The 25,993-nt window shown below is 69.6% G+C and carries 21 protein-coding genes; 14 read left to right on the forward strand and 7 right to left on the reverse strand.

Annotated features, from left to right (window positions below; genetic code table 11):
- Positions 1 to 377: 377 nt before the first annotated feature.
- From ACFY2A_RS28760 to ACFY2A_RS28775, 4 genes are all read right to left on the reverse strand, one after another.
- Positions 378 to 1,127 (reverse strand): ABC transporter permease, encoded by a 750-nt coding sequence (locus ACFY2A_RS28760; protein WP_387176234.1) that lies wholly within the window; start codon positions 1,125 to 1,127, stop codon positions 378 to 380.
- Entirely contained in the window at positions 1,124 to 2,065 is a 942-nt protein-coding gene (locus ACFY2A_RS28765) for an ATP-binding cassette domain-containing protein (RefSeq protein WP_387176236.1), read from the reverse strand. Before ACFY2A_RS28765 ends, ACFY2A_RS28760 begins: the two co-directional genes overlap by 4 nt.
- A complete protein-coding gene (locus ACFY2A_RS28770) occupies positions 2,062 to 2,496 on the reverse strand; it encodes a hypothetical protein (RefSeq protein ID WP_387176238.1) in 435 nt (144 codons plus the stop codon). The genes ACFY2A_RS28765 and ACFY2A_RS28770 overlap by 4 nt, the downstream gene beginning before the upstream one ends.
- Positions 2,497 to 2,684: 188 nt before the next feature.
- On the reverse strand, positions 2,685 to 3,485 hold the full coding sequence (locus ACFY2A_RS28775; protein WP_387176239.1) for a GNAT family N-acetyltransferase: 801 nt from the start codon (positions 3,483 to 3,485) through the stop codon (positions 2,685 to 2,687).
- Positions 3,486 to 3,668: 183 nt separating this feature from the next.
- On the opposite strand from ACFY2A_RS28775, the gene ACFY2A_RS28780 reads away from it, so the two are divergent.
- Positions 3,669 to 4,556, forward strand: coding sequence for a LysR family transcriptional regulator (locus ACFY2A_RS28780; RefSeq protein WP_363923964.1), 888 nt, complete (start codon positions 3,669 to 3,671; stop codon positions 4,554 to 4,556).
- Positions 4,557 to 4,616: 60 nt separating this feature from the next.
- Here ACFY2A_RS28780 and ACFY2A_RS28785 read toward each other — a convergent pair whose 3' ends face one another.
- Positions 4,617 to 5,588, reverse strand: coding sequence for a helix-turn-helix domain-containing protein (locus ACFY2A_RS28785; protein WP_363923965.1), 972 nt, complete (start codon positions 5,586 to 5,588; stop codon positions 4,617 to 4,619).
- Positions 5,589 to 5,711: 123 nt separating this feature from the next.
- Between ACFY2A_RS28785 and ACFY2A_RS28790 the strand changes: the two genes are divergently transcribed.
- The 9 genes from ACFY2A_RS28790 to ACFY2A_RS28830 all read left to right on the forward strand — a co-directional run bounded on the left by ACFY2A_RS28790 (position 5,712) and on the right by ACFY2A_RS28830 (position 21,079).
- Complete coding sequence (locus ACFY2A_RS28790) at positions 5,712 to 11,285, forward strand: fibronectin type III domain-containing protein (protein WP_387176241.1); 5,574 nt, start codon at positions 5,712 to 5,714, stop codon at positions 11,283 to 11,285.
- Positions 11,286 to 11,378: 93 nt separating this feature from the next.
- Entirely contained in the window at positions 11,379 to 11,723 is a 345-nt protein-coding gene (locus ACFY2A_RS28795; RefSeq protein ID WP_387176243.1) for a hypothetical protein, read from the forward strand.
- 95 nt (positions 11,724 to 11,818) lie between these two features.
- Positions 11,819 to 12,385 carry a hypothetical protein gene (locus ACFY2A_RS28800; RefSeq protein WP_387176245.1) on the forward strand — a complete coding sequence of 189 codons (567 nt, stop codon included), beginning with the start codon at positions 11,819 to 11,821 and terminating at the stop codon, positions 12,383 to 12,385.
- A 2-nt stretch (positions 12,386 to 12,387) separates the two neighbouring features.
- Positions 12,388 to 13,029, forward strand: a complete 642-nt coding sequence (locus tag ACFY2A_RS28805; protein ID WP_387176247.1) for a nucleotidyl transferase AbiEii/AbiGii toxin family protein — start codon at positions 12,388 to 12,390, stop codon at positions 13,027 to 13,029.
- A gap of 605 nt (positions 13,030 to 13,634) precedes the next feature.
- Complete coding sequence (locus ACFY2A_RS28810) at positions 13,635 to 16,397, forward strand: LuxR C-terminal-related transcriptional regulator (protein WP_387176249.1); 2,763 nt, start codon at positions 13,635 to 13,637, stop codon at positions 16,395 to 16,397.
- A 149-nt stretch (positions 16,398 to 16,546) separates the two neighbouring features.
- Positions 16,547 to 17,353, forward strand: a complete 807-nt coding sequence (locus ACFY2A_RS28815) for an LPXTG cell wall anchor domain-containing protein (protein ID WP_387176251.1) — start codon at positions 16,547 to 16,549, stop codon at positions 17,351 to 17,353.
- A gap of 13 nt (positions 17,354 to 17,366) precedes the next feature.
- Positions 17,367 to 17,927 carry a DUF3558 family protein gene (locus ACFY2A_RS28820; protein WP_387176253.1) on the forward strand — a complete coding sequence of 187 codons (561 nt, stop codon included), beginning with the start codon at positions 17,367 to 17,369 and terminating at the stop codon, positions 17,925 to 17,927.
- Positions 17,928 to 17,955: 28 nt separating this feature from the next.
- Positions 17,956 to 20,202 carry a S8 family serine peptidase gene (locus tag ACFY2A_RS28825; protein WP_387176255.1) on the forward strand — a complete coding sequence of 749 codons (2,247 nt, stop codon included), beginning with the start codon at positions 17,956 to 17,958 and terminating at the stop codon, positions 20,200 to 20,202.
- 316 nt (positions 20,203 to 20,518) lie between these two features.
- Positions 20,519 to 21,079, forward strand: coding sequence for a hypothetical protein (locus ACFY2A_RS28830; protein WP_387176257.1), 561 nt, complete (start codon positions 20,519 to 20,521; stop codon positions 21,077 to 21,079).
- A gap of 230 nt (positions 21,080 to 21,309) precedes the next feature.
- On the opposite strand, the gene heR is transcribed toward ACFY2A_RS28830, so the two are convergent.
- Both heR and ACFY2A_RS28840 read right to left on the reverse strand, forming a co-directional pair.
- Complete coding sequence (gene heR, locus ACFY2A_RS28835) at positions 21,310 to 22,077, reverse strand: heliorhodopsin HeR (RefSeq protein ID WP_387176259.1); 768 nt, start codon at positions 22,075 to 22,077, stop codon at positions 21,310 to 21,312.
- Positions 22,078 to 22,162: 85 nt separating this feature from the next.
- On the reverse strand, positions 22,163 to 22,990 hold the full coding sequence (locus ACFY2A_RS28840; protein ID WP_387176261.1) for a bacteriorhodopsin: 828 nt from the start codon (positions 22,988 to 22,990) through the stop codon (positions 22,163 to 22,165).
- Between the two features lie 177 nt (positions 22,991 to 23,167).
- On the opposite strand from ACFY2A_RS28840, the gene ACFY2A_RS28845 reads away from it, so the two are divergent.
- The 4 genes from ACFY2A_RS28845 to ACFY2A_RS28860 all read left to right on the forward strand — a co-directional run bounded on the left by ACFY2A_RS28845 (position 23,168) and on the right by ACFY2A_RS28860 (position 25,988).
- Positions 23,168 to 23,755 (forward strand): bacteriorhodopsin, encoded by a 588-nt coding sequence (locus tag ACFY2A_RS28845; RefSeq protein ID WP_387176263.1) that lies wholly within the window; start codon positions 23,168 to 23,170, stop codon positions 23,753 to 23,755.
- Positions 23,752 to 24,762, forward strand: coding sequence for a Brp/Blh family beta-carotene 15,15'-dioxygenase (locus ACFY2A_RS28850; RefSeq protein WP_387176265.1), 1,011 nt, complete (start codon positions 23,752 to 23,754; stop codon positions 24,760 to 24,762). The genes ACFY2A_RS28845 and ACFY2A_RS28850 overlap by 4 nt, the downstream gene beginning before the upstream one ends.
- A 64-nt stretch (positions 24,763 to 24,826) precedes the next feature.
- Positions 24,827 to 25,213 (forward strand): four-helix bundle copper-binding protein, encoded by a 387-nt coding sequence (locus ACFY2A_RS28855; protein WP_387176267.1) that lies wholly within the window; start codon positions 24,827 to 24,829, stop codon positions 25,211 to 25,213.
- A gap of 280 nt (positions 25,214 to 25,493) precedes the next feature.
- Positions 25,494 to 25,988, forward strand: coding sequence for a PAS domain-containing protein (locus ACFY2A_RS28860; protein WP_387176269.1), 495 nt, complete (start codon positions 25,494 to 25,496; stop codon positions 25,986 to 25,988).
- The last annotated feature ends 5 nt before the right edge of the window (positions 25,989 to 25,993 follow it).

Below are 25,993 nucleotides of genomic sequence, written 5' to 3' on the forward strand. Positions count from 1 at the left end.
CCCAGGACCACGCCCGGAGCACACGAACCCCGGTTCGCGACCGGCGGTCGGCCGAGGTGACCCGCATTGGCACGGTTCACCCGGGTTGGCATCCGCCGGAGAGCACACGCCGTTCTGGACCAGTGCCGCGTCTTCCTCGGAACTGACGGTGATTACCCCCGGCGGTACCGGCTACCTGACCCAATCGCTGGCGCTGCCGCCACATGCCTCGGTCCAGGACGCGATCGACCTCGACAGCTTTGACACGGACATGCCGGTGACGGCCGTTCGGCCGCGACGGCCAGGTGCCGAGCGCAAGGCCTCTCGACCCGTTGCGGCGCCGCCTCGTCGGATTACGCTCACCGAGACGGCGCCGCAACGCCCCACACCGGCCCGGGTCAGGCTCGCTTCGTGAAGGCGGAACGCGCCCACAGGTAGCCGACGAGGGCGATCGCCACGCACCAGGCGACGGCGACGGCCGCGTCGGTGGTGTCGGGCGCGCTGTCGAGCAGGCCGCGCACGGTCTCGATGATCGGCGTGAACGGTTGGTACTCGGCGAACTGACGAAGACCCGGTCCCATCTTCTCCGCCGGTACGATCGCGCTGCTGAAGAACGGCAGCATGACCAGCGGCACGGCGGCCATGCCCGCTGTCTCCGGCGACTTCGCCGACAGTCCCAGCGCGACCGTGAACCAGCCCGCCGCGAACGCGAGCAGAACGACGACGCCACCCACGGCGAGCCAGTCGGTCAGGCTCGCCTCCGGGCTGAACCCCAGCAGGAAGGCCACTCCGACGAGCGCCGCGATGGCGATCACGTTGGTCAGCACGCTGGTGATGACGTGGCCGGTCAGCACCGCGCCGCGGGAGACGTCCATGGCCTTGAACCGGTTGATGATGCCCTTGGTCATGTCGGAGTTCACCGCCGTCGCGGTGGCTCCCAGCCCGTAGCAGACGGCCAGCAGGATCATGCCCGGCGTCGCGTAGTCGATGTAGTCCACGCCGACGCTGAAGGCGTCGCCGAACATGTACACGAACATCAGCATGATGATGATCGGCATCAGGACGGCGTTGAACACCGAGGTCGGGTTCCGGGTGAGGTGTTTGAGGTTGCGGCGCAGCATGACCAGCGACTGGGACTGGGCGCTCATTTCGTGTCGACCTCCGTGGCGTGGCCGGTCAGGGCGAGGAAAACGTCGTCGAGGTCCGGGGTGCGCACGGAGCACTCCTCGGCGCTGAGGGAGTGCTCGTCGAGCCGGTCCAGCAGGGCCCGCAGTGACTTCGTGCCGCCGTCGGCGGGCACCCGCAGGGCCAGCGCGTCGTCGTCTCGGGTGGCCACGGGGAAGATCCCCGCGGCGGCGTCGAGTTCGGCGGCGGTGGAGAACCGCAGCCGTACGTGTGTTCCGGGGATGAGGCGCTTGAGCTCTTCCGGCGTGCCCTGGGCGACCAGGCGGCCCTGGTCGAGCACCGCGAGGCGGTCGGCGAGTTGGTCGGCCTCCTCCAGGTACTGCGTGGTGAGGAAGATGGTCACGCCGTCGTCGACCAGGTCACGCACGATCGACCACATGGTGCGGCGGCTGCGCGGGTCCAGGCCCGTCGTCGGCTCGTCGAGGAAGATGATCCGCGGATTGCCGACCAGCGTCATCGCCAGGTCGAGCTTGCGGCGCATGCCCCCGGAGTAGGTGGAGGTCGGCTTGTCCGCCGAGGCGGTCAGCTCGAACCGGTCCAGCAGGTCCGCGACGATCCGCTCGCCGTCGCCGGCGACCCCGCGGTTGAGGTCCACCATCAGCTGGAGGTTCTCGCGTCCGGTCAGCAGTTCGTCGACGGCCGCGAACTGGCCGGTGACGCCGATGGCCGCGCGGACCGCCCTGGCGTCGGTGGCAAGGTCGTGGCCGGCGACCCGGACCGCGCCGCCGTCGGCCTGCACCAGCGTGGTCAGCACGTTCACCGTCGTCGTCTTGCCCGCGCCGTTGGGGCCGAGCAGACAGAACACCGTGCCAGCGTGGACGTCGAAGTCGACGCCGTCGAGGACGGTCTTGTCCTTGTACGCCTTGCGCAGGCCGGAGACCGAGATCGCCGGGGTCGTCACGCGGTCACCTCCGGGGTGGCCTCGGCGGCGTCGAGCGCCGCGATGATCTTGTTGGTCATGTCGGCGACGGTGGGACCGGGTGCGCCCTGCCGGGTACGGACGGCCGCGTCGAGGGCGACGACGACGGTGCGGCGGAAGTTGTCGGCCTCGGCCGGAGCCTGCTCGGCGAGCAGGCGCATCGCCTCGGTCAGGGCGGGCAGAACGCGGTCGGCGATCTCGGCCACCGACCTGCCGCCCAGGTCAATACCCGTGGACTTCTCCGCGAGCACGTGCCCGACCAGGCCGGTTGCCGAGGCCAGGGCGATGGACCCGCCGGTGGCGATCTTGTGGGGTGAGCCGCCAGCGGCTCCAGCGGCCGACAGCAGCGTGACCGCACCGTACGCGGCCGTGCGAAGCGTGAGTTTGTCCTGGGTGGAAAGGTTGACGGACACAGTGTTGAGCTCCTTGACATTGACGTGGGCAGGTGGCGACCGCCGGGTGGCGGCCCGGGATCACCGGGCGGGTCTCGGCTCCCGCCCGGGGCGGCGCGCGTCCGGGGGCAGGCAGGATCTTTCATGACAAATCTCTTTTCAGTGGACGCGTCGGCCCGGTGCTGCTGGACCGGGATCAGGGCCGCCGGTTACGGCAGGGTGAGTTCGTAGCGGAGACGCCGCCCGAGAGGGCGGAAGCCCAGGTGTCGATGCAGGGCGACCAGGTCGGAGTCCTCGTCGACGGTGCGAGTCTCGATCTCCTCGACGTGTGGGTGGATCTCGCGCAGTCGCGTGAGCAGAGCGGCGTTGACCCACAGTCCCAGCCGCCGTCCGCGATGACCGACGAGCACGGCAGGGCCGTACTGGCGGGCGCGACGCTGCGACGGTGCATCCGTCATCGCCAAGACATAGGCGGCCACGCCGCCGTCCGCCTCGGCGGTGCTCACCACCGCATTACCCGGTCGGCTCGGATACCGGAGTAGTTGCTCGACGCTGTTCGCGCCAGTCGGGTCACCGGTCCAGTGACGCAGCCGGTATCCGGGGTGCTCGACGTCGACCAACTCACCCAGCCAGGCATGGTGAATATCGCGGTACGCGAGCAGGTCATGGATCCTGGATCCGGTGCGCCGAAATCCGTGCCGCTCGCAGAACGACTGCGCGGCGGAATCCGGGGCGGTCTCCACGATCAGCCGCCGTCCCACGGCGTGTGCACCAACGGCGGCCAGCAGCAGCGATCCGATCCCTCGTCGACGCCACTGCGGCTGCACACACAGGTTCAGCGCAAGGGTGCCCGGCTGCAGGGCGGTCGGCGGTGGCAGTTCGTACTCGAACGGCATGACCGGACGTAGATCGGCGACCCCGGCCACCAAACCGGGCGACACCACAGCGTGCCAGCGTGGGGTCCCGAGATGATCCGGTGCCGCCACGATGTCGATCACGCTTTCGCTCATGCGTCCACCATCGCCCGGCCGTCCCGGCCGAACAACGCAGAAGATCGCATCGCCGCATTAGCCAGCGGTGATCGATCGACGACGGACCCCGCGACGGCCGGTGGTCCGAGCCACGCTCGTGCCGCCGTTCTCGTCGCGGCCGTAGACTGCCCAGGCCGCAATGATCGAAGGTAGGGCCGTCTGGTGGAACTGCGCGACATCGAGATCTTCCTGACGCTGACCGAAGAGCTTCATTTCGGTCGCACGGCCGAACGTTTGCACGTGTCCCAATCGCGGGTCAGTCAGTCGATCAAACAGCAGGAACGCCGGATCGGCGGGGGCCTGTTCGAGCGTACGAGCCGCGCCGTTCGACTCACCCCGCTCGGCGAACGGTTACGCGACCGCCTCCGCGCCGGCTACAGCGAGATCATCTCCGGCATCGAGGAGGCCGCCGCCACCGCACGCGGCCAGGCCGGCACGCTGACCGTCGGCACCATGGGCACCCACTACCAGTCGGTCGAGGCCGTCCTCGACCTGTTCCGGCAGCGGCACCCGCAGTGCGAGCTGCGCCTGCGCGAAATCCTGCCGACCGATCCGCTCGGGCCGCTGCGGGCCGGTTCGGTCGACATCGGGATTCTCTGGCTGCCCATCCGCGAGCCCGATCTCACGGTCGGGCCGGTCCTGCACCGCGAGGAACTGGTGCTGGCGGTGGCCGCCGGTCATCCGCTGGCCGGCCGGGGCAGCGTCGAGCTGGAGGACCTCGGCGATCATCCGGTGGTCTACCCCGAGGGCCCCATTCCCGACTACGTGTGGGAGGCGCACACCCCGTCCACCACCCCGGCCGGGCGGCCCGTCCGGCGCGGGCTGGGCATCGTCACCCTCGAGGAGGCCTTCCAAGCGATCGCCGGTGGCAGGGTCGTGTCCCCGGTCGGATCGGATGTGGGAGCCACCCGGCAACGAGGCGACATCACCTTCCTGCCCATCACCGACGGACCGGTGCTGCACTACGCGCCGGTGTGGCGCAAAGGCGGAGAGAACGCCCTGGTACGCGCCTTCGTTGAAGTCGTCACGAAGGCGCAGCAAACCACGTAGCCGGGCCTGGCACCGGCTGGAGAGTACACCCCGCACACATCCACGAAGATCATCCACGCGTCATCGCGGTGTCCGGCGGGCACGGAACGTGGCACGGTACGCCTGGGGTGAGATGCCGAGTTCCCGCCGGAAGGTGTGCCGCAGGTTGGCGGTAGATCCGATCCCGGTCCGCGTGGCGATCCGTGCGATCGGCTCGTCGCTGGCCTCGAGCATGCGCTGGGCGGCGAGCACCCGCTCCCGGGTGAGCCACTGGTGTGGGCTCATTCCGGTCAGGCGGTGGAAGTGCCGCGCCAGCGTCCGCGGACTCATGTGCACCCGTTCGCCAAGCGACCGCAGCGACCATGGCTGGTCCAGGTGCCCGCGCATCCAGTCCAGCAACTCTGGCAGCGGGTCGTCGGGATCGGGGCTGAGCGGCGAATCGACGAACTGGGCCTGTCCGCCGCTGCGGTAGCCGGAGAGCACCAGCCTGCGGGCGAGCGCGGCGGCCACGTCCGCGCCGTAGTCCCCGCGTACCACATGCAGGGCGAGGTCCATACCGGCGGACATACCGGCGGCGGTAAGGACGCCGCTGTCGTCGATGAACAGCGCCCGTGGGTCCACGGTCGCGGCGGGGAAGAGCGAGGCCAGCAGCGGTGCGGTCGTCCAGTGGGTGGTGACGTGCCGATGGTCGAGGAGGCCGGCGTGGCCGAGGATGAACGCCCCCGTGCAGATCGACATGATGCGGGCCCCGCGCCGGTGAGCCCGCAGCAGGGCGGTCAGCAGCGGCCGGGGTGGCACCTCATGTTCCCTCGTCCAACCCGGTACGACGAGCAGGTCAGCGGCCTCCGCCTCGGCCAGCCCGTACGGGGCGGACACGGTGATCCCACCGTCCAGCTCGATCTGCCCCGGTTCGATGGCGCACGTCCTGGTCCGGTACCACGATCCGAACCGGTACGCATAGTCCACGCCGAAGATCTCGTTGACCGTGACGTAGTCGAAGCTACCCGCGCCCGGGTAAGCCAGCATCGCCACGCTCGGTTCCTCGACCGGCATCGCAGACCTCCCTACCGCGCCCTCCGCGCGGCCCCCGGTGACGCTGAGTGACTGTCCACATTCTTGCGTTCGATGTCCAGATCCTTCACCCCGCTCCACATATCGATGGCACATTATTCGTGGATGGCGAGCGTGACGACCGACCGCAGCGAGTATCCGATGGGCGTATCGCTCAACAACCAGGCGATGTTTGCGGCGAAGGCTCGGCGAGCCGCCGTCGCGATGCTCGTGACGGTGGCGATTCTGCTGGCGCCGGGCGCTGTGGCGAAGGCCGAGATCCCGGCGGACGGGATGTCCGCGGCCCAACTCAACGACGCCTTCCGCGCGTACGGAGACACCAGCGGCAGGTGGAACGGAGGCGACAGCACCGCCTCGGTGAAGCTGCCCGACGGCCGGATGGTGTGGCTGTTCTCGGACACCTTCGTCGGCTCGGTCAACCCCGACGGATCACGTCCCGACTTCCAACCGATGATCCACAATTCGATCGTCGTGCAGGACGACGCCACCCTCTCCGAGACGCTGACCGGCGGCAGCGCCGACGAACCGCTGTCCCTGGTCGGCGCCGAGCGGGACGGGGATCCCGCGAGCGCCGGCTACTGGGTCGGTGACGGCACGGTCGAGGCCTCCACCCTCAAGGTGCTCTACAACCACTACCTGCGTTCCGGCCCGAAGCCCCTCGACCTGAAGTTGACCGGCACCGCCCTGGCATCGTTCGACCTGCCCGGGCTGACCCTGCGCTCGCTCACCCCGCTCCCGGTGGCCGACCGGATCGCCTGGGGCTCGGCCATCCTGGAGGACGGCGACACCACCTACATCTACGGCACCCGGCTGGTCAACGACTCGGGGCCGGTGAAGCCGATCTACCTCGCCAAGGTGCCGGCCGGCGGCCTCGCCGGACCGTGGCAGTTCTGGACCGGCGACGGCTGGTCGGCAGACGAGTCGTCGGCCACCCGGCTGATGGCCGGCACCACCACCGCCTTCGGCGTGCAGAAGGTCGGAAACCAGTACGTGCTGGTCACCGTCGACGGCAATCTCGTGTTCAACCCGGACACCGTCGCCTACACCGCGCCGGCGCCGACCGGTCCCTTCAGCGGACCCGTGCACCTCTTCCGGGCGCCCGAACCGCAGCCGGGCAAAGAGATCATCGTGTACGACGCCCGACTGCATCCCGAGTTGGCGCGCCCGGGCAAGCTGCTCGTGTCGTACAACGTCAACAGCCTGGCGAACGCCGACAACCAGGCGGACGCCCGCCTCTACCGGCCCCGGTTCGTGGAGGTCACCTGGCCGCGGCCGGCGCCGGACCCGGCGACCCTGCCCCCGACGCCGACCGAGCTGTCCGCCTCCGCCGACGAGCAGCGCAACGTCCAGCTCACCTGGACCGCCTCGCCGGGTGCCACCGGCTACCGCATCCACCGGCGGGACCTGTCGTACGGGCAGAGCCACCCGGTCCGGCTGCCCGGCCAGGTCGCGGCGGCGTCCTTCACCGACGCCGGCCTGGTGGACGGGCACCTGTACGAGTACGCCGTCTCGGCGGTGAACGGCAACGGCGAGAGCGCCCCGACGGCCGTGGTGTCGGCCACCGCGCGCGGCGGGCCCACCCAGCAGGGGGAATTCCTGCCGGCCCCGGACGGCATCGCCGTGGCCGGTAGCTACCTCGTCGACCTGCGCGACAGCGCGGCCAGCGGCGAGTACGGCATCCGGGAGATCGCAACCCGCCTGGTCGCCCGATACGGCGGCAGCCTCGACGGAGTCTTCGGCGCGGCCCTCGGCGGCTTCTCGGTCACCGACCTGACCGACGCGGGGGCGCGCGAACTCGCCGCCGACCCGGCCGTCGAGGCGGTCGAGGAGGACCGCACGGTCAGCTTGGACGACGACGGCGATGTCTCGGCGTCGGACAGCGGTGGCGTCCAGGAAAATCCACCCTCGTGGGGCCTGGACCGCATCGATGGCACCCTGGACGGCAGGTTCGTCTTTCCGTCCATGGGTGAAGGCGTCGACGTGTACATCCTCGACGACAGTGTGCGGACCACCCACACCGACTTCGGTGGCCGGGCCGACGTGGGAGGTGAAAAGCGCTCCCGCAACGTGGAACTGTGCGGCGCGCACGGCACCCATGTGGCAGGCACGGCCGGTGGAAAGAGCTACGGAGTGGCGAAGAAGGCGCACATCATCGACGTGCAGATCGGTTGCCAGATGGCCACGACCGCCGCAAGGATGGCCGGGGGCGTCAACTGGATCACCCAGCACGCCGTCCTGCCCGCAGTGATGAACATCAGCCTCAGCGTGGCGACCCCCTCGCGGGACCGGGACCGGCTCGGCAAAGCAGTGCAGGATGCGATCGACAAGGGCATCACCGTGGTCGCCGCCGCCGGCAACGCCGACGTGGACGCGTGCACGGAGGTACCGGCCGCCCTGACAGACGTCATCACCGTGGCGGCCACCGGCCAGGACGACAAGCGCGCCCCGCGCAGTAACCACGGGTCGTGCGTCGACATCTTCGCGCCGGGCGTCGGCATCACCTCGGCCAGCAACATGGACGACACCTCATCCCGCGACTCGGCTGGCACCTCCATGGCGACACCGCACGTCGCCGGTGCGGCGGCGCTGGTGCTGCAGGCACACAAGAACTACCGGCCCGAGCAGGTGTCCGCCGCGCTTCTCGGCCTGGCCGAGCCGGGCGTGATCCGCGATCCCGGCGTCGGTTCCCCCAACCGGTTGTTGCGGGTGGCGCCACCGCTGGACGATGCGCCCACCGGCCTCACCGCCACCCCGGCCGACGACGGCACCATCAACCTGGCCTGGCAGCCGATCGACACCGAGGGAGTCAGCTACCGGATCTCCCAGCGGGATGTGACCGCCGGGCAGCGCGATCCGGTGGAGCGGCAACCCACGATCTGGAGCGGCACCAGCGCGGTCGCCGACCACCTCGTGCCCGGGCACACCTACGAGTTTTCCGTGGTCGCGGTGAACACGATGGCGGTCAGTCCGTTATCGGAGGTGGCCACCGCGAAGTCGACCATCGCGCCGCCGCCTGCGCCCGGCGCGTTGACCGCGACCGCCCAGGGCAACGGCACCATCGAGCTGACCTGGACCGAGCCGCAGTCGGACGTCTGGTACTGGGTCTACCAACGCGACACCACCGTCGACGAGCAGGAGTTCACCAAGCTGCCGCTGCCGCTCACCGAGTGCTGCTCGATGGAAGCGGGCTTCCTCACCCACGGCCACACCTACGAGTTCAAGGTCAGCGCGACCAACCGTGGCGGTGAGGGGCCGACGTCGGCACCGGCCACCGCGACCGCGTACTTCGACGCGCCGGCCGCCCCGACGAACCTGCGCGTCACACCCGGTGACGGCATGAACACCCTCACCTGGGACCCGTCGGCCACCGAGGATGTCTGGTACTGGGTCTACCAGCGCGACGCTACCGAGAACGAGGAGTGGGAGCAGCTCCCGATACCGATCTCCGAATGCTGCACCATGCCGGCGCAGTACCTCGCCAACGGCCACGAGTACGAGTACAAGGTGACCGCGACGCGGGGTTCCGAGAGCCTGCCCAGCAACGTGGCCCGGGCCAAACCCATGCCACCGCTGCCCGACCAGCCGACGAACCTGGCTCTCCAGCCGCTGTCCACCGGCGACATCACCCTGACCTGGGACGCGCCCGGCCCGAACCTCTACTACCGAATCTACTGGCGGGACGTCACCGCGGGGGAGACCACCTTCAAACGATCCGAGGTCCCCACCGACAAGACCACCGCGACCTGGGAATACCTCACCCACCTGCACACGTACGAGTTCAAGGTGACCGCCGAGAACCTGTCCGGCGAGGGCGCGGCGTCGGCGCCGGTGCAGGCTCGGAGCACGGTGGCGCGGCCGACGGCACCGACGAACCTGCGGACCGTGCCGTCCGGCAGTCTGCAGATCCGGCTGACCTGGGACGCGCCCGGCCCGAACGTTCTCTACTGGGTGTACTGGCGGGACGTGACCGCAGGCGAGACCACCTTCCGCAAATCGCCGTACCCGACGGAGCTAACCGAGGCGACCTGGCAGTACCTGGTCAACACCCATGTCTACGAGTTCAAGGTGAGCGCCACCAACGTGGCGGGGGAAGGGCCTGCCTCGGCGACCTCCCGGGCCACCGCCGTCGGCATCGCCCCCCAACCGCCGAGCAACCTCAAGGCGACAGCCGGGGACAGCTTCGTCCGGCTCAACTGGACGGCCAGTCCGACCGCTGGCGTCATGTACGTCGTCTACCACCGCAACGCCTCTCGCAACCAGTCCTGGCGGAAGATGCCGTACCCGGTCGACGGCTGCTGCACGTTCACCGCCGAGTATCTGACCAACGCAGAGCGGTACGAGTACCGAGTCGCCGCCACCAGTGCCGCAGGCGAGAGTGATCCTTCCAACGTGGCCGGTGCGACGCCGATGCCGGTGTTCCCGAAGCCGCCGACCAGCCTGCGGGCCACCGCCGGAAACGGCAAGGTCTCCCTCGCCTGGTCGGCCAGCCCCACCCCCCGGGTGTATTACCTGATCGAGTACCGCAAGTCCGGCGGCTCGTGGAAACGCCTGCCGTATCCAGTGGATACCTGCTGCTCGTTCACCGTGAACCTGCTGAACAACGGCACCACGTACGAGTTCCGGGTTCGGGCGACCAATGTGGCCGGCGACAGCAGCCCGTCCAACACCGACTCGGCCCGACCGCTGCCGCCGTTCCCGCAACCGCCGTCGAACCTCAACGCGAGCAACGCGGGCAACGGCGCGGTGAAGTTGACCTGGACGCGGAGTTCCACGGCCAACGTCTACTACTGGATCGAGTACCGCAAGGTCGGCGGCTCGTGGATCCGCCTGCCGTATCCGGTGAGCTCCTGCTGCTCGTTCACCGTGAAGTACCTGAACAACGGCACCACGTACGAGTTCCGGGTGCGGTCAACGAACCTGGCCGGGACCAGTTCGCCGTCGAACACCGACACCGCCCGGCCGATGCCGCCGTTCCCGAAACCGCCGTCCAACCTGCGCGCGGTCGCTGGGGACAGTTCGGTCAAGCTGAGCTGGTCGGCCAGCCCGACCCCGGACGTGTACTACCACGTCTACGTGCGCGACGCCACGCTCAACGGCTGGTGGGAGAAGCTGCCGTACCCGCTGAACAAGAGGTCGATGACCGTCGGATACCTCGGCAACGGCCACTACTACAACTTCAAGGTCACGGCGATCAACGCCGCTGGGGAGAGCGCGTCGACGAACATCGTCACCGCGTTGCCTCAGTGGGCCGACGGCACCACCACCGACCCCGCCACGATCACCAGCAGCTGGATCTTCGCCAGCCTGGGGAAGTTCGACCCCATCCAGCGGTTCGACGTCACCGCCGGTGTCCGCGGCACCCGCACCGGCGACTACATCCAGGTCGACGGCTACTGGCGCATGAACAACGACAAGCGGTTGCTGTCCGGCATCTTCTGGTACCTCGTCATCGACTGCACCGAGAACTACACCGTCATGCACCGGACGTTGGCATATCCCACGGGCGGCCCGACCAGCGGCAGCCTGACTTTCCACTACAAGAAGAACCCGCAACGCAAGTACCGGGTGCAGGTCTGGGGCGTCGGGGACATCACCTACAGCGGAGGAATCCATGGCAAGTTCGCCCGCTACCCGTCGTCAGGCATCATCCCTTTCATCAAGGAGACACCGTGCTTCTGACGACAGAAGCCTGTCCGGTAAGGCCTACTCATCCTCGGCTGACAGCGTTTCCGGTCCCCCGAATGAGACAAAGATGATCCATCGACGGTCAACGTGCCCGAGCGGTCTCGTACAGCACGGTGCCGAGCAAAACCGCTGTGCCTTGCCGCGCAGTTCTGGCTCGGCGGCGCCAAGACCGGCGACGGCCTCCTTGTCATCGGCACCACACCGTTCATCGGCGAAGGCTTCGGCGCCCCCGCCCTCGACACCCTCTTCCTCGCCGGCCCCATCTCCTACGACGGCCTACTCGTCCAATGCGCCGGCCGCGTCATCCGCGCCGCGCCCGGCAAGGACCTCGTCGAGGTCCACGACTACCACGCCCCGGCCACACCCATCCTCGCCGCCTCACTCCCACGCCGCATGCCCGGATACCGGGCACTCAGCTTCACCAGAACATGAGTGCATCCCATCGCGTCACCATGACTGGTCCCGCCGGTCACGGGGATATGACCAAGGTGCCAAGCGCGCTTGGCCTAGCGTAGTAGGCTACGGGCATGAGCCGGTTCTCCGAGGATGAGCTGCACGCGGTTGTCTCCCGGTACGAGGCGACGCGGGCGGCCGCGTTGACCGAGCGGGACGAGCAGCTACGGGCGTTTCACGCGGCCGGCTGGCGGCCAGTGGATCTGCAGCGGGTCACCGGGTACAGCCGGGAAACGATCCGCCAGGCGCTACGACCGGAGGTCCGGCGGGCGACCAATCTCAGCCGGCGCAGGACATCCCCTCAGCTGCCGGCGGACTACCGGCCCTACGGTGACCGGAAGCCCTACGTCGTGGCCGAAACCCTCGCCGCGCTGCACGGCCCGACCGAGGGCACGGTGACGCTTCCGCGTCATCTCGACTGGTCGGGGCACGCCGAGTACGACCTGAACCGGACCGCACGCCTGGCCAGCATGTACAAGGTGGTGCTCACCGAAGCCGCCACGGTCGAGGATCTGCACACCTGGCTCGACGCCGACCTCCTCCAGCGGCTCTGGCCCACTCTCTGGCTGCCACCCCAGCTCCGCCAGCGCTGGGAGGACGCCTTCCCCGAACTCGCCGCGACCCGCAGCAACGCGGCGTAGCAGTGGACCCCTTCCACGAACGCCTCGCCCGCATTGGGCTCAGGGCCGCTGATCGATACGGCTTCGCGCTGGCCGGCGGCTACGCGGTACAGGCCGCCGGGCTTCTGGAGCGACCCAGTGAGGACGTCGACCTGTTCACCGCCTGGGACCGCCGCGACGAGTTCACCGCCGCGGTCACCGCCGTCGTGGACGCCTACCGGGACGACGGCCTGACCGTCGAGACCGAGCGGCAGTACGACACCTTTACCCGGTTGGCGGTCAGCGACGGGGTTCGGGTTTCCAAGGTCGAACTCGGCGTGGACTGGCGTGCCAACGAACCGATCCTCATGGCGATCGGACCGGTCCTCCACCCCGACGACGCGGTCGCGAACAAGATGAGCGCCCTCTACGGGCGAGCGTTCGCCCGGGACTTCATCGACATCGACGCCACGGTCCAATCCGGCCGCTACACCCGCGACGACCTCCTCACCCTCGCGCAGCGCGCCGACCGTGGCTTCGACCCGCGTGTCTTCGCCGACGCCCTCGGACAAGCCGCCCAGCTCGATCCCGACGACTTCGCCCAGTACGGGGTCACAGGCTCAGCGCTGGACAATCTCCGTAACCGATTCGCCGAATGGCGCCGCGAACTGCTCGACGGCGAGTAAGGGTGACTCTCGGCTCCCGACTCGCGGCAGCGTCAAGCAGGTGCACGCAGGACTCATAACGTTCCAGCTGATCTTCGGCAAGCGATCGCAGCGAGCCCGCGAAGCGACCGGCATGCAACGGGGGACAGTAGGAAAGCCGCAGGCCGTCGGCTCGTGGACACCGGCGGAGCGTCGGGTTAGGAAACCGATGCTCTATCCCCTGAGCTATGAGGGCGCGAGGGCACAGTCTCGCGACCTGGGGTTCAGCTGGGGTGGCAGGGAGTGGCCCACGTCTGAGCGTGCGGTCGACGACCACCTCGCCGGCCGTGAAACGGAGTCCACCCAGCCAGGTGCTGTGGATCAGCCGTGCCTCTGGTGGGCGTGGCCGCGGCGCTGGCGGCACTGCACGAGGCGAACGCCGACTGCCGTCGGTCGCCGTCCACACGCTGCTGTATGCCGCTCACGCATCGGTGATCCAGTGGCGCAACGACTTCAACCGGACCGGCGTACGACTGACGGCGGCGGCTCTCCAGCGATACCGGGAGACGATGACATGTTGTCGACTCCACATCGCTCCCCTGCATCAGATCGTTGCCGGTTGGCCGCGGGCGACTAGTGTGCCGACCATGGACCGGCCGGTGCAGGAGTCGCCGCTGATCGGCCGTGAGCTGGAGCTGGCCACGGCGGTCGAGTCGCTGCGTGCCTCGGACGGACCGGGCGCGCTGATCGCCGGATCAGCCGGCGTCGGCAAGAGCCGGCTCGCCCGCGAGGCGGTCGGACACGATGCCATCACACGGGTACGCGGCGCGCGAACCCTCGCTGTCCATGGCACCGCCGACTCCGCCGAACTGGTGCTCGGCGGGTTGGCCGGTCTGCTCGGCCCGCCGGGGCCTGACCAGACCAGCCTCAGCCCGGTGCAGGTCGGCCTGCTCGGGCTACGCCGGATCGCCGCGCAGGAGCAGGGCCGGGTGATCCTCTCAGTCGACGACGCGCACCTGCTGGATCCGGTCTCTCTCGCGGTGTTGCACCACGCCGCTGTCGACCGGACTGTCACCCTGCTGGCGACCGCACGCACCGATCAGTCGGTCCCGGATGCGGTCACGGCCCTGTGGAAAGACGCCGGAGTCGTCCGGATCGACCTCGCGCCGCTGAACCCGTCGGCGTCCGACGCGCTACTGACCGCCCTGCTCGGCGGCCCGGTGGAGGGTCGGACTCTGCGCCGGTTGCGGGACACCGCCGCCGGCAACCCGCTCTTTCTACGCGAGCTCGTCATCTCTGCCGGTGAGGCCGGGTTGCTCGACCAGACCGGTGGGCTGTGGCGGCTCACCGGCCCGATGACCGCAGTACCCCGGCTGACCGAGCTGTTGGCCAACCGCCTCGCCGCCACCTGTTCGGCCGAACGCGACGCGCTGGAACTGCTTGCTGCCGGCGAGCCGGTCCCACTGCGGCTGGCGGTCGCCCTCGTCGCCGAGGACACCCTAGAGGCACTGGAACGCCGTGGTCTGCTCTCCGTCAGCCCCGCCGACCCGCCGGTGGTCCGGCTCAGCCATCCGCTCTACGGCGAACTGCTGCGCGCCGGCACCCCGGCGTTCGGCCGCCTGCGGCACCTGCGGCGGCTCGCCGACGCGTCCGAGCCGGAGACGACCTGTTCGGCATCGGCCGGGTGCGGGGAGGATCGGCTGCGGGTCGCCCGCTGGCGGCTCGACGCCGGCGGTCCGGTCAACCCGCAGGTGATGCTGGCCGCCGCGGAACAGGCGACCAGAAACCGGGAGTACGCCCTGGCGTACCGGCTGGCCGACCGGGCCTTCCAGGCACACCGTGACGTCGCCGCCGGGCTGGTTTCGGTACGGGCGCTGGTGCAACTCGGCCGCATCGACGAGGCACTCGCCCGCTGCGCCGAGCTGACGAAGCTGGTCCGGTTGGCCGAGACCGATCTGGACCGGCTGCTGGTCGCCGTCGAACACGCCGAGATCCTGGTACACGCGATGGACGACGTACCCGCTGCCCGAAGCGTCGTCGAGCGTGCCCGCCGGGACCGAGCACGGGTGACCGGCGCGGACCCGACCGCCGCCGGCGACCCGGCGGCCTGCCCACTGGCCGCGTTCGACCTGTACCTTCGCTCGGTGCAACTGGACTGCACGGTGATCGAACCGTCCTTGGCGGTGATCGGCAGCGATGCACCGATGCCGGCCCGTTTAGCGGCCAGCGGCGCGGCTGGCGGCGCTCTGCTGGTCGCCGGCCGGTACGCCGAGGCGGAGGCACTGATAGCGCATACCATGCCACTGACCGGCGGGAACATCGGCGGTAGCCAGCTGCAGGCCGCCGGCGCGTCACCCGCCGCTGCCGCGTTGCGCTGTTACCGGCCCGACCCGGCCGCTGCCCTGGAGTTCGCCGAACACGGCTACCAGGCCAGTCTGCATCCGACCAACCCGGTCAGCCAGGCGCTGCACGCACTGGTGCTCGGCCAGATCGCTCTGGTCCGCGGCCGGCCACGGACCGCGTTGCGCTGGGCGCGGGAAGCCCAGTTGGTCGCCGAAGAGATCAGCCTACGTCCGGTGTGCCGCTGGTCCGTCGCCGTTGGACTGCAGGCCGCCGCGCAACTCGGCACCGACGCCGACATCGAGGGTCTCACCGCCGATCTGCACCGCTACGCGGGCGGGCCACGCTCGATGCGGCTGTTCGACATCGACGTCGCCCGCGCGTACGCCTGGCGGGGTGCGGTCGTCGGGGACGGTGGCGTCGGTATCGGCGTGCTGGCGGCGTCGGTCGCCGAACACGGCCGGCTCGGCGCGGTAGGTGCGGGCGCGCTGGGCGCACTCGATCTGGTGCGGCTCGGTGCCGGCGCGCGAGCGGTAACGCTACTCGCCGCGTATCCGCCGCCTCCTGGCTGGCTGCTCGGTCACACCGTGGTCCGGTACGCCGCCGCCGCGCAGGCCGCCGATCCGGCCGGACTGCTGAACGTGGCCCGGCAGTTCGCCGGGTACGGGATGCCGTTGCACGCCGCCGAGGCCGCCGCTCTGGCTGAGGCCGCCGCCCGAACCGGCGTCGTCACCCGCGACGGGGCTCCCGGGTCGGCCGGCGGCGATCCGGCGGTGGCAGCCGGCGCACACCTGCTCGCCGAGGCGCAGTTGGTGTCGACCGGCGAGCCGGCCAGCACTCCGGCGCTGCGGCGCCGCGGCCCGGTCAGCCAGTTGACCACACGCGAGTGGGAGGTGGCGTTGGCGGCTGCCCGTGGTGAATCCGCTCGGGGCATCGCCAGCCGGCTGCATCTGTCGGAACGGACCGTGGAGAACCACCTGCATCGGGCGTACGCCAAGCTCGGTGTCTCTGGCCGTGCGGAGCTCCGGGCAGCCCTCGACCCGCATGGAGGCTCAGCTCGGCGCGATTGAGTACCCGGGCACTCATGCTGGATCACCAGCTCCAGTGGTGGGCTCGGACGACCTGACCACCGTGCCGGTCACTCGCCACCGCGTGCCTCCCTTCGAAGGGCCTTTCCCTCATGCGTCGCAGATTGTCCGTTCTCGCCGCCGCAACACTCATGACGATTGGCGGTCTGCTACTCGGCACCGCCACGCCGGCCGTCGCCGACCCGCCGATGGTCAACTTCGCGGACCTCTGCGGGGCGGTCGGTTTCTCCTGGGACACCGGGACGATCGGAGGTGACGACAGCTGGCAGACCACGGTGGTGCGCAACGACGCCGTGATCGACGAGTTCTCGATGCGTTCCCGGGGAAGCGCGGAGTACGGCGCCAGCGACGGTGACCTCTTCGAGATCCGGCGCGAGGGCCTGCCGACATCGAGCTACCTGCACCGTACGCCGGAGGGCTGCACCGACGCGCCGCTGCTGACCGTCACCCCGACCAGCGGCTGCGATGGGCTGGTGTTGTCCTTCAGCAACGAGGGAACCCGGCCGGTTCCTGGAATCCAGGTCCTCGCCGACGGCTACCCACCGTGGGAGGTGGCACCGCTCGCTCCCGGTCGCACCGAGCTTGAGCTGCCGCTGGTCGACGGCGACCCGTTCTACGTCCGCGGCCCGCGGGCCGGCGGTGGTTGGTCTACCTGGTTGACCGGCACCCATGTCCGGCCGACCGACTGTGCCGTCGAGCCAAGCCCGAGCCCCAGCGGCGACCCGGGCCCCAGCACTGACCCGAGCGCCGATCCGAGCCCGAGCGTCACCACGCCGGGCGCGAGCGGCCCGCCGGGCGCGAGCGGCCAGCTGCCGATCACCGGCGCCCAGACCGCATTGATCTTCATCGCTGGACTGGTCCTGCTCGGCACCGGAGTGGCGCTGTTCGTCGTGACCAGGCGTCGCCGGGTCAGCTTCAGCACCGCCGGACGGCAGTGATCTCGTGAACACCATGGCGATCACCCGACGGTACGGCGTACAACTCCTCATGGTCGCGTGCGCCCTCACAGCCGTCGGCTGCGGCGGACCGGACGACACCCGAGCGCCGGCCGGAGAAGCGACGGCGGTGTCCAGTGGTTCCCAGTCGGCCCGGCCGGCGGAGTCCGCCCGAGACGAGGAGGCCACCGCAGTTGCCGTCTGCGAGCTGCTGACCATCGCCGAGGCCGGTGACCTGTTCGGCACCGCCGCCACGGTCGACAGCGGCGAGGAGTCGACCCGCGAGTGTGTCTGGGTGGGCCGCGACGGCGCGATGCACCAGCTTCACCTGCAGGTCTACACCGGACGGTCGTTCTATTCGCCGGCGCGCTGGGGAGGCACCGGCGAACCGCTGACCGGGCTCGGCGACGAGGCGTTCCTGATCCGCAGCAGCCCGCTCGGGGTCACCGCCGGCACCCGCGACGGTGAGCAGGTCGTCTTCCTGAACTACCAGATCCTGCTCAGCGCGAACGCCAAGCCGGCGCAGCGGGCCGACAACGTGACGCGACTACTGCGTACCGCTGTCGACCGGCTCTGAGACCAACCACCCGATCGGAGCGACCGTCATGTCTACCGTCCGGTATCGCTGGCCCCGCCTTCGCTGGCCTCGTCTCACCGCCGCGGCGCTGCTCACCGCGACCCTGCTCGTCTCGACCGGGCTCACCCCCGACACATCGCCGGCCTCCGCCGCGCCAGCTGGCAAGGAAGACATCGCGGATTCCCACGTGGTGGTCCTGGCCTTTGACGACAAAGAACTCGACGACAAGGACAAAGAAGCGACCAAGGAAAAGATCGACAAAGCTGTCGCTAGCCTGCTCGCCGAGTATCCCGGAAAGCTGACCCACACCTACTACCACGCGCTGCCCGGCTTCGCCGTGCACATGTCGAAGCAAATCGCCGAAGCGCTGGCCAAGAACCCCCTGGTGGCATACGTAGCGCCGCAGATGGAGATCGAATGGCTCGGCGGCGAGCAGCGCCCCCCGTCGTGGGGGCTGGACGTCATCGACCAGCGCCGGGACTTCGACGGCATCTACCGGTGGGACTCCGACGGCACCGGCGTCAACGCGTACGTCGTCGACAGCGGGATCCGGACGACCCACGAAGACTTCGGCGGACGCGTGGTCAGCACGGTCACCTTCGGCCAGACCGACGTGGGGCCGGGCGGCTCGCACGACTGCTTCGGGCATGGCACGCCGATGGCCGGGACCATCGGGGGTCGGCTGCACGGGGTGGCCAAGAACGTCCGGCTGCACTCGATCCGGCTGGGCTGCACCACGGCGACCACCGCCGACATGATCGCCGTCATGGACTGGTTGCACGTCAATGCGGTCCGCCCGGCGGTGGTCAACCTGAGCTGGCGGGTGCCGGGGATAAACCCGTCACTTGACGCCGCGGTGACCCGGGTGGTCGACCGGGGGATCACCGTGGTCGCGGCGGCCGGCAACAGCGACCATGACGCCTGCCGATTCTCCCCCGGCCGGGTGCCGGCGGTGATCACGGTCGGTTCGATACACGCGCTCAAGGACCGGATCCGGGGCACCTCCTGGGGCCCGTGTGTCGACCTTTTCGCGCCCGGCGAGCAGGTGACGACCACGACCAACGACAGTGACACCGCGACGACCAACTTCGGCAACGGTACGTCGATCGCCGCCGCACACGTCACCGGCGCGGTCGCCCGCTACCTGGACCGCTTCCCGGACGCCTCGCCCGAGTTGGTGGCGACCACCCTGATCAACGAGGCAAGCAGGGACCGGATCACCGACATCGCGGGCTCGCCGAACCGGGTGCTCTACCTGGACCGCAACGGCCCGGGCAACGACGGCTTCGGGCGTACCGGATCCGATGTCGACGGCGACGGTCGCGACGACATCGTCACCTTCACCCGGGGTGCCGCCGCCGACGTGTGGGTGGCGCTGTCCACCGGATCCGGGTTCACCGCCGGCACCAAATGGCACGAGTACTTCAGCGCCGGTGAGGAGATCCCGCTGCTCGGCGACGTCAACGGCGACGGCCGCGACGACCTGATCACGTTCACCCGGGGTGCCTCCGCCCACGTGTACGTGGCGCTGTCGACCGGCACGTCGTTCGGGCCGTCGCAGCTCTGGCACAGCCGCTTCGCGGTGGGCAACGAAACCCCGGTGGTCGGTGACTTCAACGGCGACGGCCGCGACGACATCGCCACCGTCACCCGGGGCATCCGGGTCCACCCGTCGACAAACCGTACGGTCTTCGTCGCACTCTCCAACGGCAGCCAGTTCGTCGGCACCGGAGTCAGCTGGACCAGCGGCTTCCCCGGCGCAGACGCAATACCGCTGGTCGGTGACTTCGACTGCGACGGGCGCGACGACCTGGTGGCGGTCGACCGGGTCGGCGCAGGCATGCTGCGGGTCTCCGCCTCCCAGGGCGACCGGTTCGCACCGGCGACGTACTGGGGTCACCCGCTCGCCCTCGGCACCGACGTGCCGGCGGTGGGCGACGTCAACGGCGACGGCTGCGCCGACCTGGTCGGATTCGCCAGAGGAGAGCGCCGGTCGGTGGTGGTCGCACTGTCGATGGTCCATTCCTGGTCATTGCGCCAGTTCGCTACGGCAACCGTCTGGCATCGCGACTTCGCCAGCGCAGTGCAGGTGCCTGGCATCGGTGACTTCACCGGCGACGGTCGCGACGACGTGATCGCCTTCACCCGGGGCTCCGCGGCGGACGTCTACGTCGCCCCGGCGACGACCGGATCGTCGTTCTCCACCGACGTACGCAGGTGGAGCGACTGGTTTGCCTACGGCACCGAGATCCCGATGCCGGCTGCCCTCTGGTGAGCCGTAGCGGCCGGACTCCCCGGCCTCGCGGGCACGGCAGCGCCAGCCTGCCGCCGTCGCCGGCAGACAGCCCGGACACGATGCGCGAGAACGCGGAGTATCGATGTACACGCCAGGCAGCGGTGCAAGCCCCCGATGCGGATCGACCCTGGCGAGCGAGTAGTCGAAGCGGCGCAGCGAGGACCCGGAAGCATCAGCGCTCCATCGAGCGCAGGCAGGGGTACGGCGTGACTGCCCATGACGGGGTCGTCGCAACCCCTTCAGCGACCGGTCTGATTTCTACGCCAACCGTCGCTGCAGCGGCTTGAATAGCGGTGTGCAGGTCAGCAAGGACGGGCAGGGCTGGCGCATCGGCGCCGCCGCCGACGTGGGCTGGATCGCCGGTCACACCACTGCCGGCGTCTCGATCACCACCGCCATCCCGCCGGTCTTCGACGCCTACGCCACCACGTACCAGGCCAACGACGTCACCGCCGGCGCCTACGAGCACGCCTTGGTCGAGGGCCTCATCACGCACACTCCGGACCAGCCGTGGTGGCTGGCCTACCTCGACACCGGCGCCCACGACGTCGTCTTCCCCCACGCCCCGAGGGTGTTCCTCTACTGGCACTGGCCGTACGTCCTGGTCGAGGCCGGCCCCGAGCAGGCCCTCACCTGGCGCACCGGCGGTCACATACGCCACCCGCACGGAGCGCTACCCGACCTGTTCTTCCCCGCCGACCGGTCATGGCTGGTCTCCGCGCTCTGGGACGACACCTGGACCTGCGTCGGCGGCCCGGCACCACTGATCCACACCCTCGAACGCGATCGGGTGGCCAACGCCCGCCAGGTCCGAGCCGACGAGGACGCGCTGCCACCAGGGCTGACCCGCGAGTGACGGCTCACGCCCCGAGGGCCGCGGTCACCCTTCGACGAGGACTACCCCTGCCACTCCTCAGCGGTTGGTAGCCGCTGGTCGGCTTGCCGTAGATCCGCTTCCCGTCCGGGCTGCGACCACGACCACAGGACAGGCTGCCGCGACCCTCTGCGCGCCCGGCCGCCGCGCGCCGCCGTTCATCGCCGACAACACCGGCGACGCCGAGCGCTGAGCAGGTGCTCTGGCCGGCGTCAGGTACGCAGCACGTTGGCGTAGATCAGCCAGGCCAACGCGGACTTGGCCCCGAGGCTGAGCAGGATGTACGCGACCTCGCCGTAGCGGTAGTCGCGCCACCGACCGCGCTCGCGGTATTGCAGCGCCATGTTGATTGCGAAGCTGGCGAAGAGCAGGAACTGGACGATGATGATCGCCCACACGAAGCCGGGGATCTCCGGCGGTTGCGCGACGTACACGGCGATCGCCAGCCAGGGCGCCAAGCCGACAATTGTGCCGAACCAGAAGGCGCTCCAGTCGGCGCGTCCCGGCGTCTGCTGCCGCTCCATGAGCAGCCCGAAGAGGATCATCGCGGTGTTCGCGGCGAAGATCCCGATGATCGCCGCGAGATCGCGGATCCCGACGAGCAGGCCGATCAGGACGATCATGATGGAGGCGCTGACCGAGTACTCGATCCAGCGGGCGTAGTTGGCCCGTCGATCCAGGTTGCGCTCGTACCAGCGGTGCACGACCGGGGCGGCGGTGACTAGGTGGTCCAGCGCGGCGAGGAGCAGGAAGACCGCTACCGCCGGCCCGATGGCGATCCGGAAGGCCACCTCCGGGAGGGTGGCGTCTCGTAGCGTCACCGGGTCCGCTGTCAGGTACGACGCGGTGACCGGTAGCGACAGGTCGTTGCTGGCCGCCCACATCCAGGCACCTTCGGCGGCCAGTAGCAGGCCGACGAGCACGTTGAACCCGCGTAGCCGCCAGTAGCGGTCGCGGCCAGCTGCGGCTTGACGTCCCATGGGCGCCACCATAGATATCCGGTACGGCCGTCGGCCGGGGCTTTGCGATTTCCCGTCACCCACGTTGGCCGTGACCGACGGAGTCTCAGCTGGACGTGGCGGACGTCAGGCCACCGCGCGGTTGGGCCACATCCTCCTCGATCGCGGCCTGACCGCCCTCGGCGGCGCTGACCTTCCGGGCGATCACCCCGATCAGCACTCCGTAGATCACCTTCGAGGTGATGTCGGCCAGTGTGTAGGTGATCTGCCGGGCCACCACCCCGTCGGCGGAGTCCCACATCGCCGGCATGAGATACGCCCCGGGATAGAGCATCCAGGAGACGAGGATCAGCCACCACACGGACCGGGCCGGCCCTCGGGCGGCACGGGGCAGCCGGCGCAGGTTGCCGAAGATCAGGCGGGCCACCAGGGCGAGCAGGAACAGGAAGAAGACGGTGCTGACCAGACCCCAGATCCAGAACGGCCAGGACCTGTCCACCTCGTAGAACTGGCCCGCATAGCCCGTGTAGATCATGGCCAGGCCGGCGGCGACGAACAGCGCCCAGGTGCGGTGGAAGCGTCGGCCGGTGACACCGAGCACCACCAGCAACTGGATCAGCAGCACAGGCACGTCGATGGACCAGTTCATGTACCGGTAGCCGTTGGAGAACAGGGTGTCGGTACCCACGTACGCGCTTCCGTTCCAGGCGAACGCCTGGGACCAGCGCTGTGACAGCACCCAGAGTTCGAAGAACGCGGAGATCATGACAACTGCGGAGAGCACCGAGGCGAGTCGGTACCGCGGAGCGATACCGGACATGGTCAGCAGGAAGTAGATGAGCCCCGCCGCCATGACGGCGTAACCGAGAGTCAGTACGTGCGACACCAGCGTGTACTGGATGACGTTGTAGCCGAACTCGTTTTCGAAGTTCATACCGCTGACCCGCCCCTTCCGGCCCGGGATCGTCTCCGATTGCGGAGCGTGGTGCCGCCTCGCCTGCGATCGGGGATACTCCTCCTTGTCACCCGAAAAGGGTCTAAACCCATCCTAAGCTGGCACCAAGGGAGCGGACACTCATTTCAGGGAGCCGTGATTGGCTAGGGAGTTGCCGTGGAGTTCTGGCTGTGGTTCTACGTGGTCGTCATCGCGGCCGGCGTCGCGCTCTTCCGCTACTGGCGGGCCAACCCCAAGGGCATCCCACCGGTTGAGTACTCGATCGCCACGGCGATTCCGCTCTGGTCGGGGTTCTGGTACGTCGTGATGGCAGTGGGCGGCGGTCGGATCGACGTCGCCGACCAGACGACTTTCTGGGCTCGGTACGCCGATTGGGTGGTCACCACCCCGCTGCTACTGGTGGCCCTCTCGCTCACCGCGATGCACGCGTTGCCCCGCAAGCGCTGGGGACTGGTCCGCGCGCTCGTCGCCGCCGACATCATCATGATCACAAGCGGGTTCCTGGCTGACCTGATGGAGAGCCGGGCCGGGCGGTACGGGCTCTACGCTGTCGGGGTGGTGGCTCTGCTGGTGGTCTTCGGGCTGATCTGGATCCTGGGGCCATCCGGGTTCGGGCTGTTCGGGGACACCACCGACACAGCCCTGTTCGTGATCCTGCCGATCCTGTCCAAAGTGGTGTGGAGCGCAGTCGACCTGGCTCTGCTGCGGCGTCTGTCCGACCGCGGCCTGCTCACCGTCGCATGACGCCAGCCTCCCGTCAGGTCGTCCGGCCGGTTCACCCTCCGCCCGGCGACTGGCTACTGCGCCGGGTCGGCCGCTCGGGCCCGATCGCACTGGCTGGGCTCACCTGCCTGGCCCTGCTGGTACCGGGCGTGACGGCCTGGGCTGGAATCCTTCCGCTGCTCGTGGGCCTGCTGATCGGCCTTCCGCACGGCGCCGTCGATCACCTGTTACCGGCCTGGATCTCCGTCAGGGCCCGGTCGCTGCGGGTCACCGTCGGGCTGCTGCTCGCGTACATCGTGACGGCCACCGCCACGGTCGCGCTGTTCCTCCGGACGCCCGTCCCCACCCTCACCGGATTCCTGATCCTCGCGGTGCTGCACTTCGGCACCGGTGACGTGGCGTACCACGCCGAGCGGGACGGTCAGACACCGGTCCGTCCCGTACTCGCCGTCCTGGCCTACGGCGGACCTCCGGTGGTGCTGCCAATCGCGCTGTGGCCAGGGACGGTCGACCCGCTGCTGGACGCGGTTGCCCCTGGGGCCTCAGCCGCGTTCGCACCGGCCGGACGCCTGATCGTGTTGTCCGTCGTACTTTTAGCGGCCCTGGTGACCGGACTCCGCGCGCTGGCCGCCCGCCGTGGTGAGGATGCGGCGGCACTCTGCATCCTCGTAGCGGCCTTCGCGATGGTGCCGCCGCCGCTGGCGTTTGGTGGCTACTTCGCGGCCTGGCACTCCGCCCGGCATGTCGCCCGGTTGTTGCGCGCCGACCCGGGCAACCGCCACCACCTGGCGGTCGGTCGGCTGGGCAGTGCGATCCGCCGATTCGCCCGGCAGGCGGCCTTGCCCACCATCGCCGCCTTCGCCGGCCTGCTCGTCCTGGTACACGTCAGCGCATCGCCGACCGTCGGGCCAGCGACCGCCGGTCCGTTCCAGGACTCCCCGCTCCAGCTGGTCTTCGCGGTGCTCGCCGGGCTCACCGTGCCGCACGCGGCAGTGGTCAACCGGCTCGATGTACGGACGGCCCGGTGAACGGTGCCCCTGCCGGCACGACCGCTGCGAGGGCGAGACAGCGGTGCAACTCAAATGGATGCCCATGCTGGAGACGTACCCGAAGTCGATCAACCTGGACCGGACGAAGCTGGCGGCCACCATCGACGCCCTCGATGACTGCGCGCAGGCCTGCACCGCGTGCGCGGACGCCTGCCTCAGCGAGGACATGGTCGCGGACCTGACCAAGTGCGTCCGGACGAACCTGGACTGCGCCGACATCTGCGCGACCACCGCCCGGGTGCTGTCCCGGCACACCGGCTACGACGCGAACATCAGCCGCAGCCTGTTGGAGGCGTGCGCCACGGCCTGCAAGTCGTGCGGGGACGAATGCGCCGCTCACGCCGACAAGCACGAGCACTGCCGGGTCTGCGCCGACGCGTGCCGCGCCTGCGAGCGAGCCTGCCGCGAACTGCTGGCCACGATCAGCTGAGCGTTCGCGGGCGGTGCCGGCTTGGTCTGCAAGTCCTGCCGGCGGAGTTGTCCCCGGCCGGGCTGCACGAGCGTGCCGGTCAGGTGTCGCGCCTCGGTGTGCCGGCCCTGGGCGAACCGGATGTGGGACAGGAGGCCGGCGGCATCGCTGCCGGATACATCGACTGCCGGTACGCTGCATCGGCGGCCTCAGCCCGGTCCTTCGCTCTGTGGCCACCGTCTCCCGACGGGTGCACCACCGATGTTCCTCGGCACTGGCAGATGAGAGGCGAGCCGACACCATGACGGCGGTACCGGGTGAACTGCCCACTGCTGCGGATCCGGCGGGCGCCGGTCAGGCAGCGGAGGATCTGCGTACGCTGTTCGGGCAGTCCATTGCCGTCTTCGCATCGCTGGCGGGGCCGGAGCACCTGGTGGAGGCGGCCAATCCGGCGTTCTTCGCCGCCATCGGCGAGCAACGGGCCCGCACCGGCGTGCCGCTCGTGGACGTGATGCCCGAGTTGGCCGCTCAGGGCTTCGTCGCCCTGCTGGACGAGGTCTACCGCACGGGTGAGCCCTACACCGGCCGGGACGCCCGGGTCGTGCTCGGCACCGAGCCGCACGCGCGGGAGGCGTACTTCGACTTCACGTACGAGCCGCGTCGGGACGCCGACGGCGCCGTGTTCGGCATCCGCGTGATCGGCGTGGAGACTACCCAGGTCAAGCAGGCCCAACGGTTGATGGCCGAGCACCGCGCCATGCTGGAGCAGATCGCCCGCCAGGCACCGCTGGCCTAGGTGCT

It is taken from the genome of Micromonospora sp. NPDC000442, assembly GCF_042898635.1.
In the GTDB taxonomy this organism is placed as follows: domain Bacteria; phylum Actinomycetota; class Actinomycetes; order Mycobacteriales; family Micromonosporaceae; genus Micromonospora.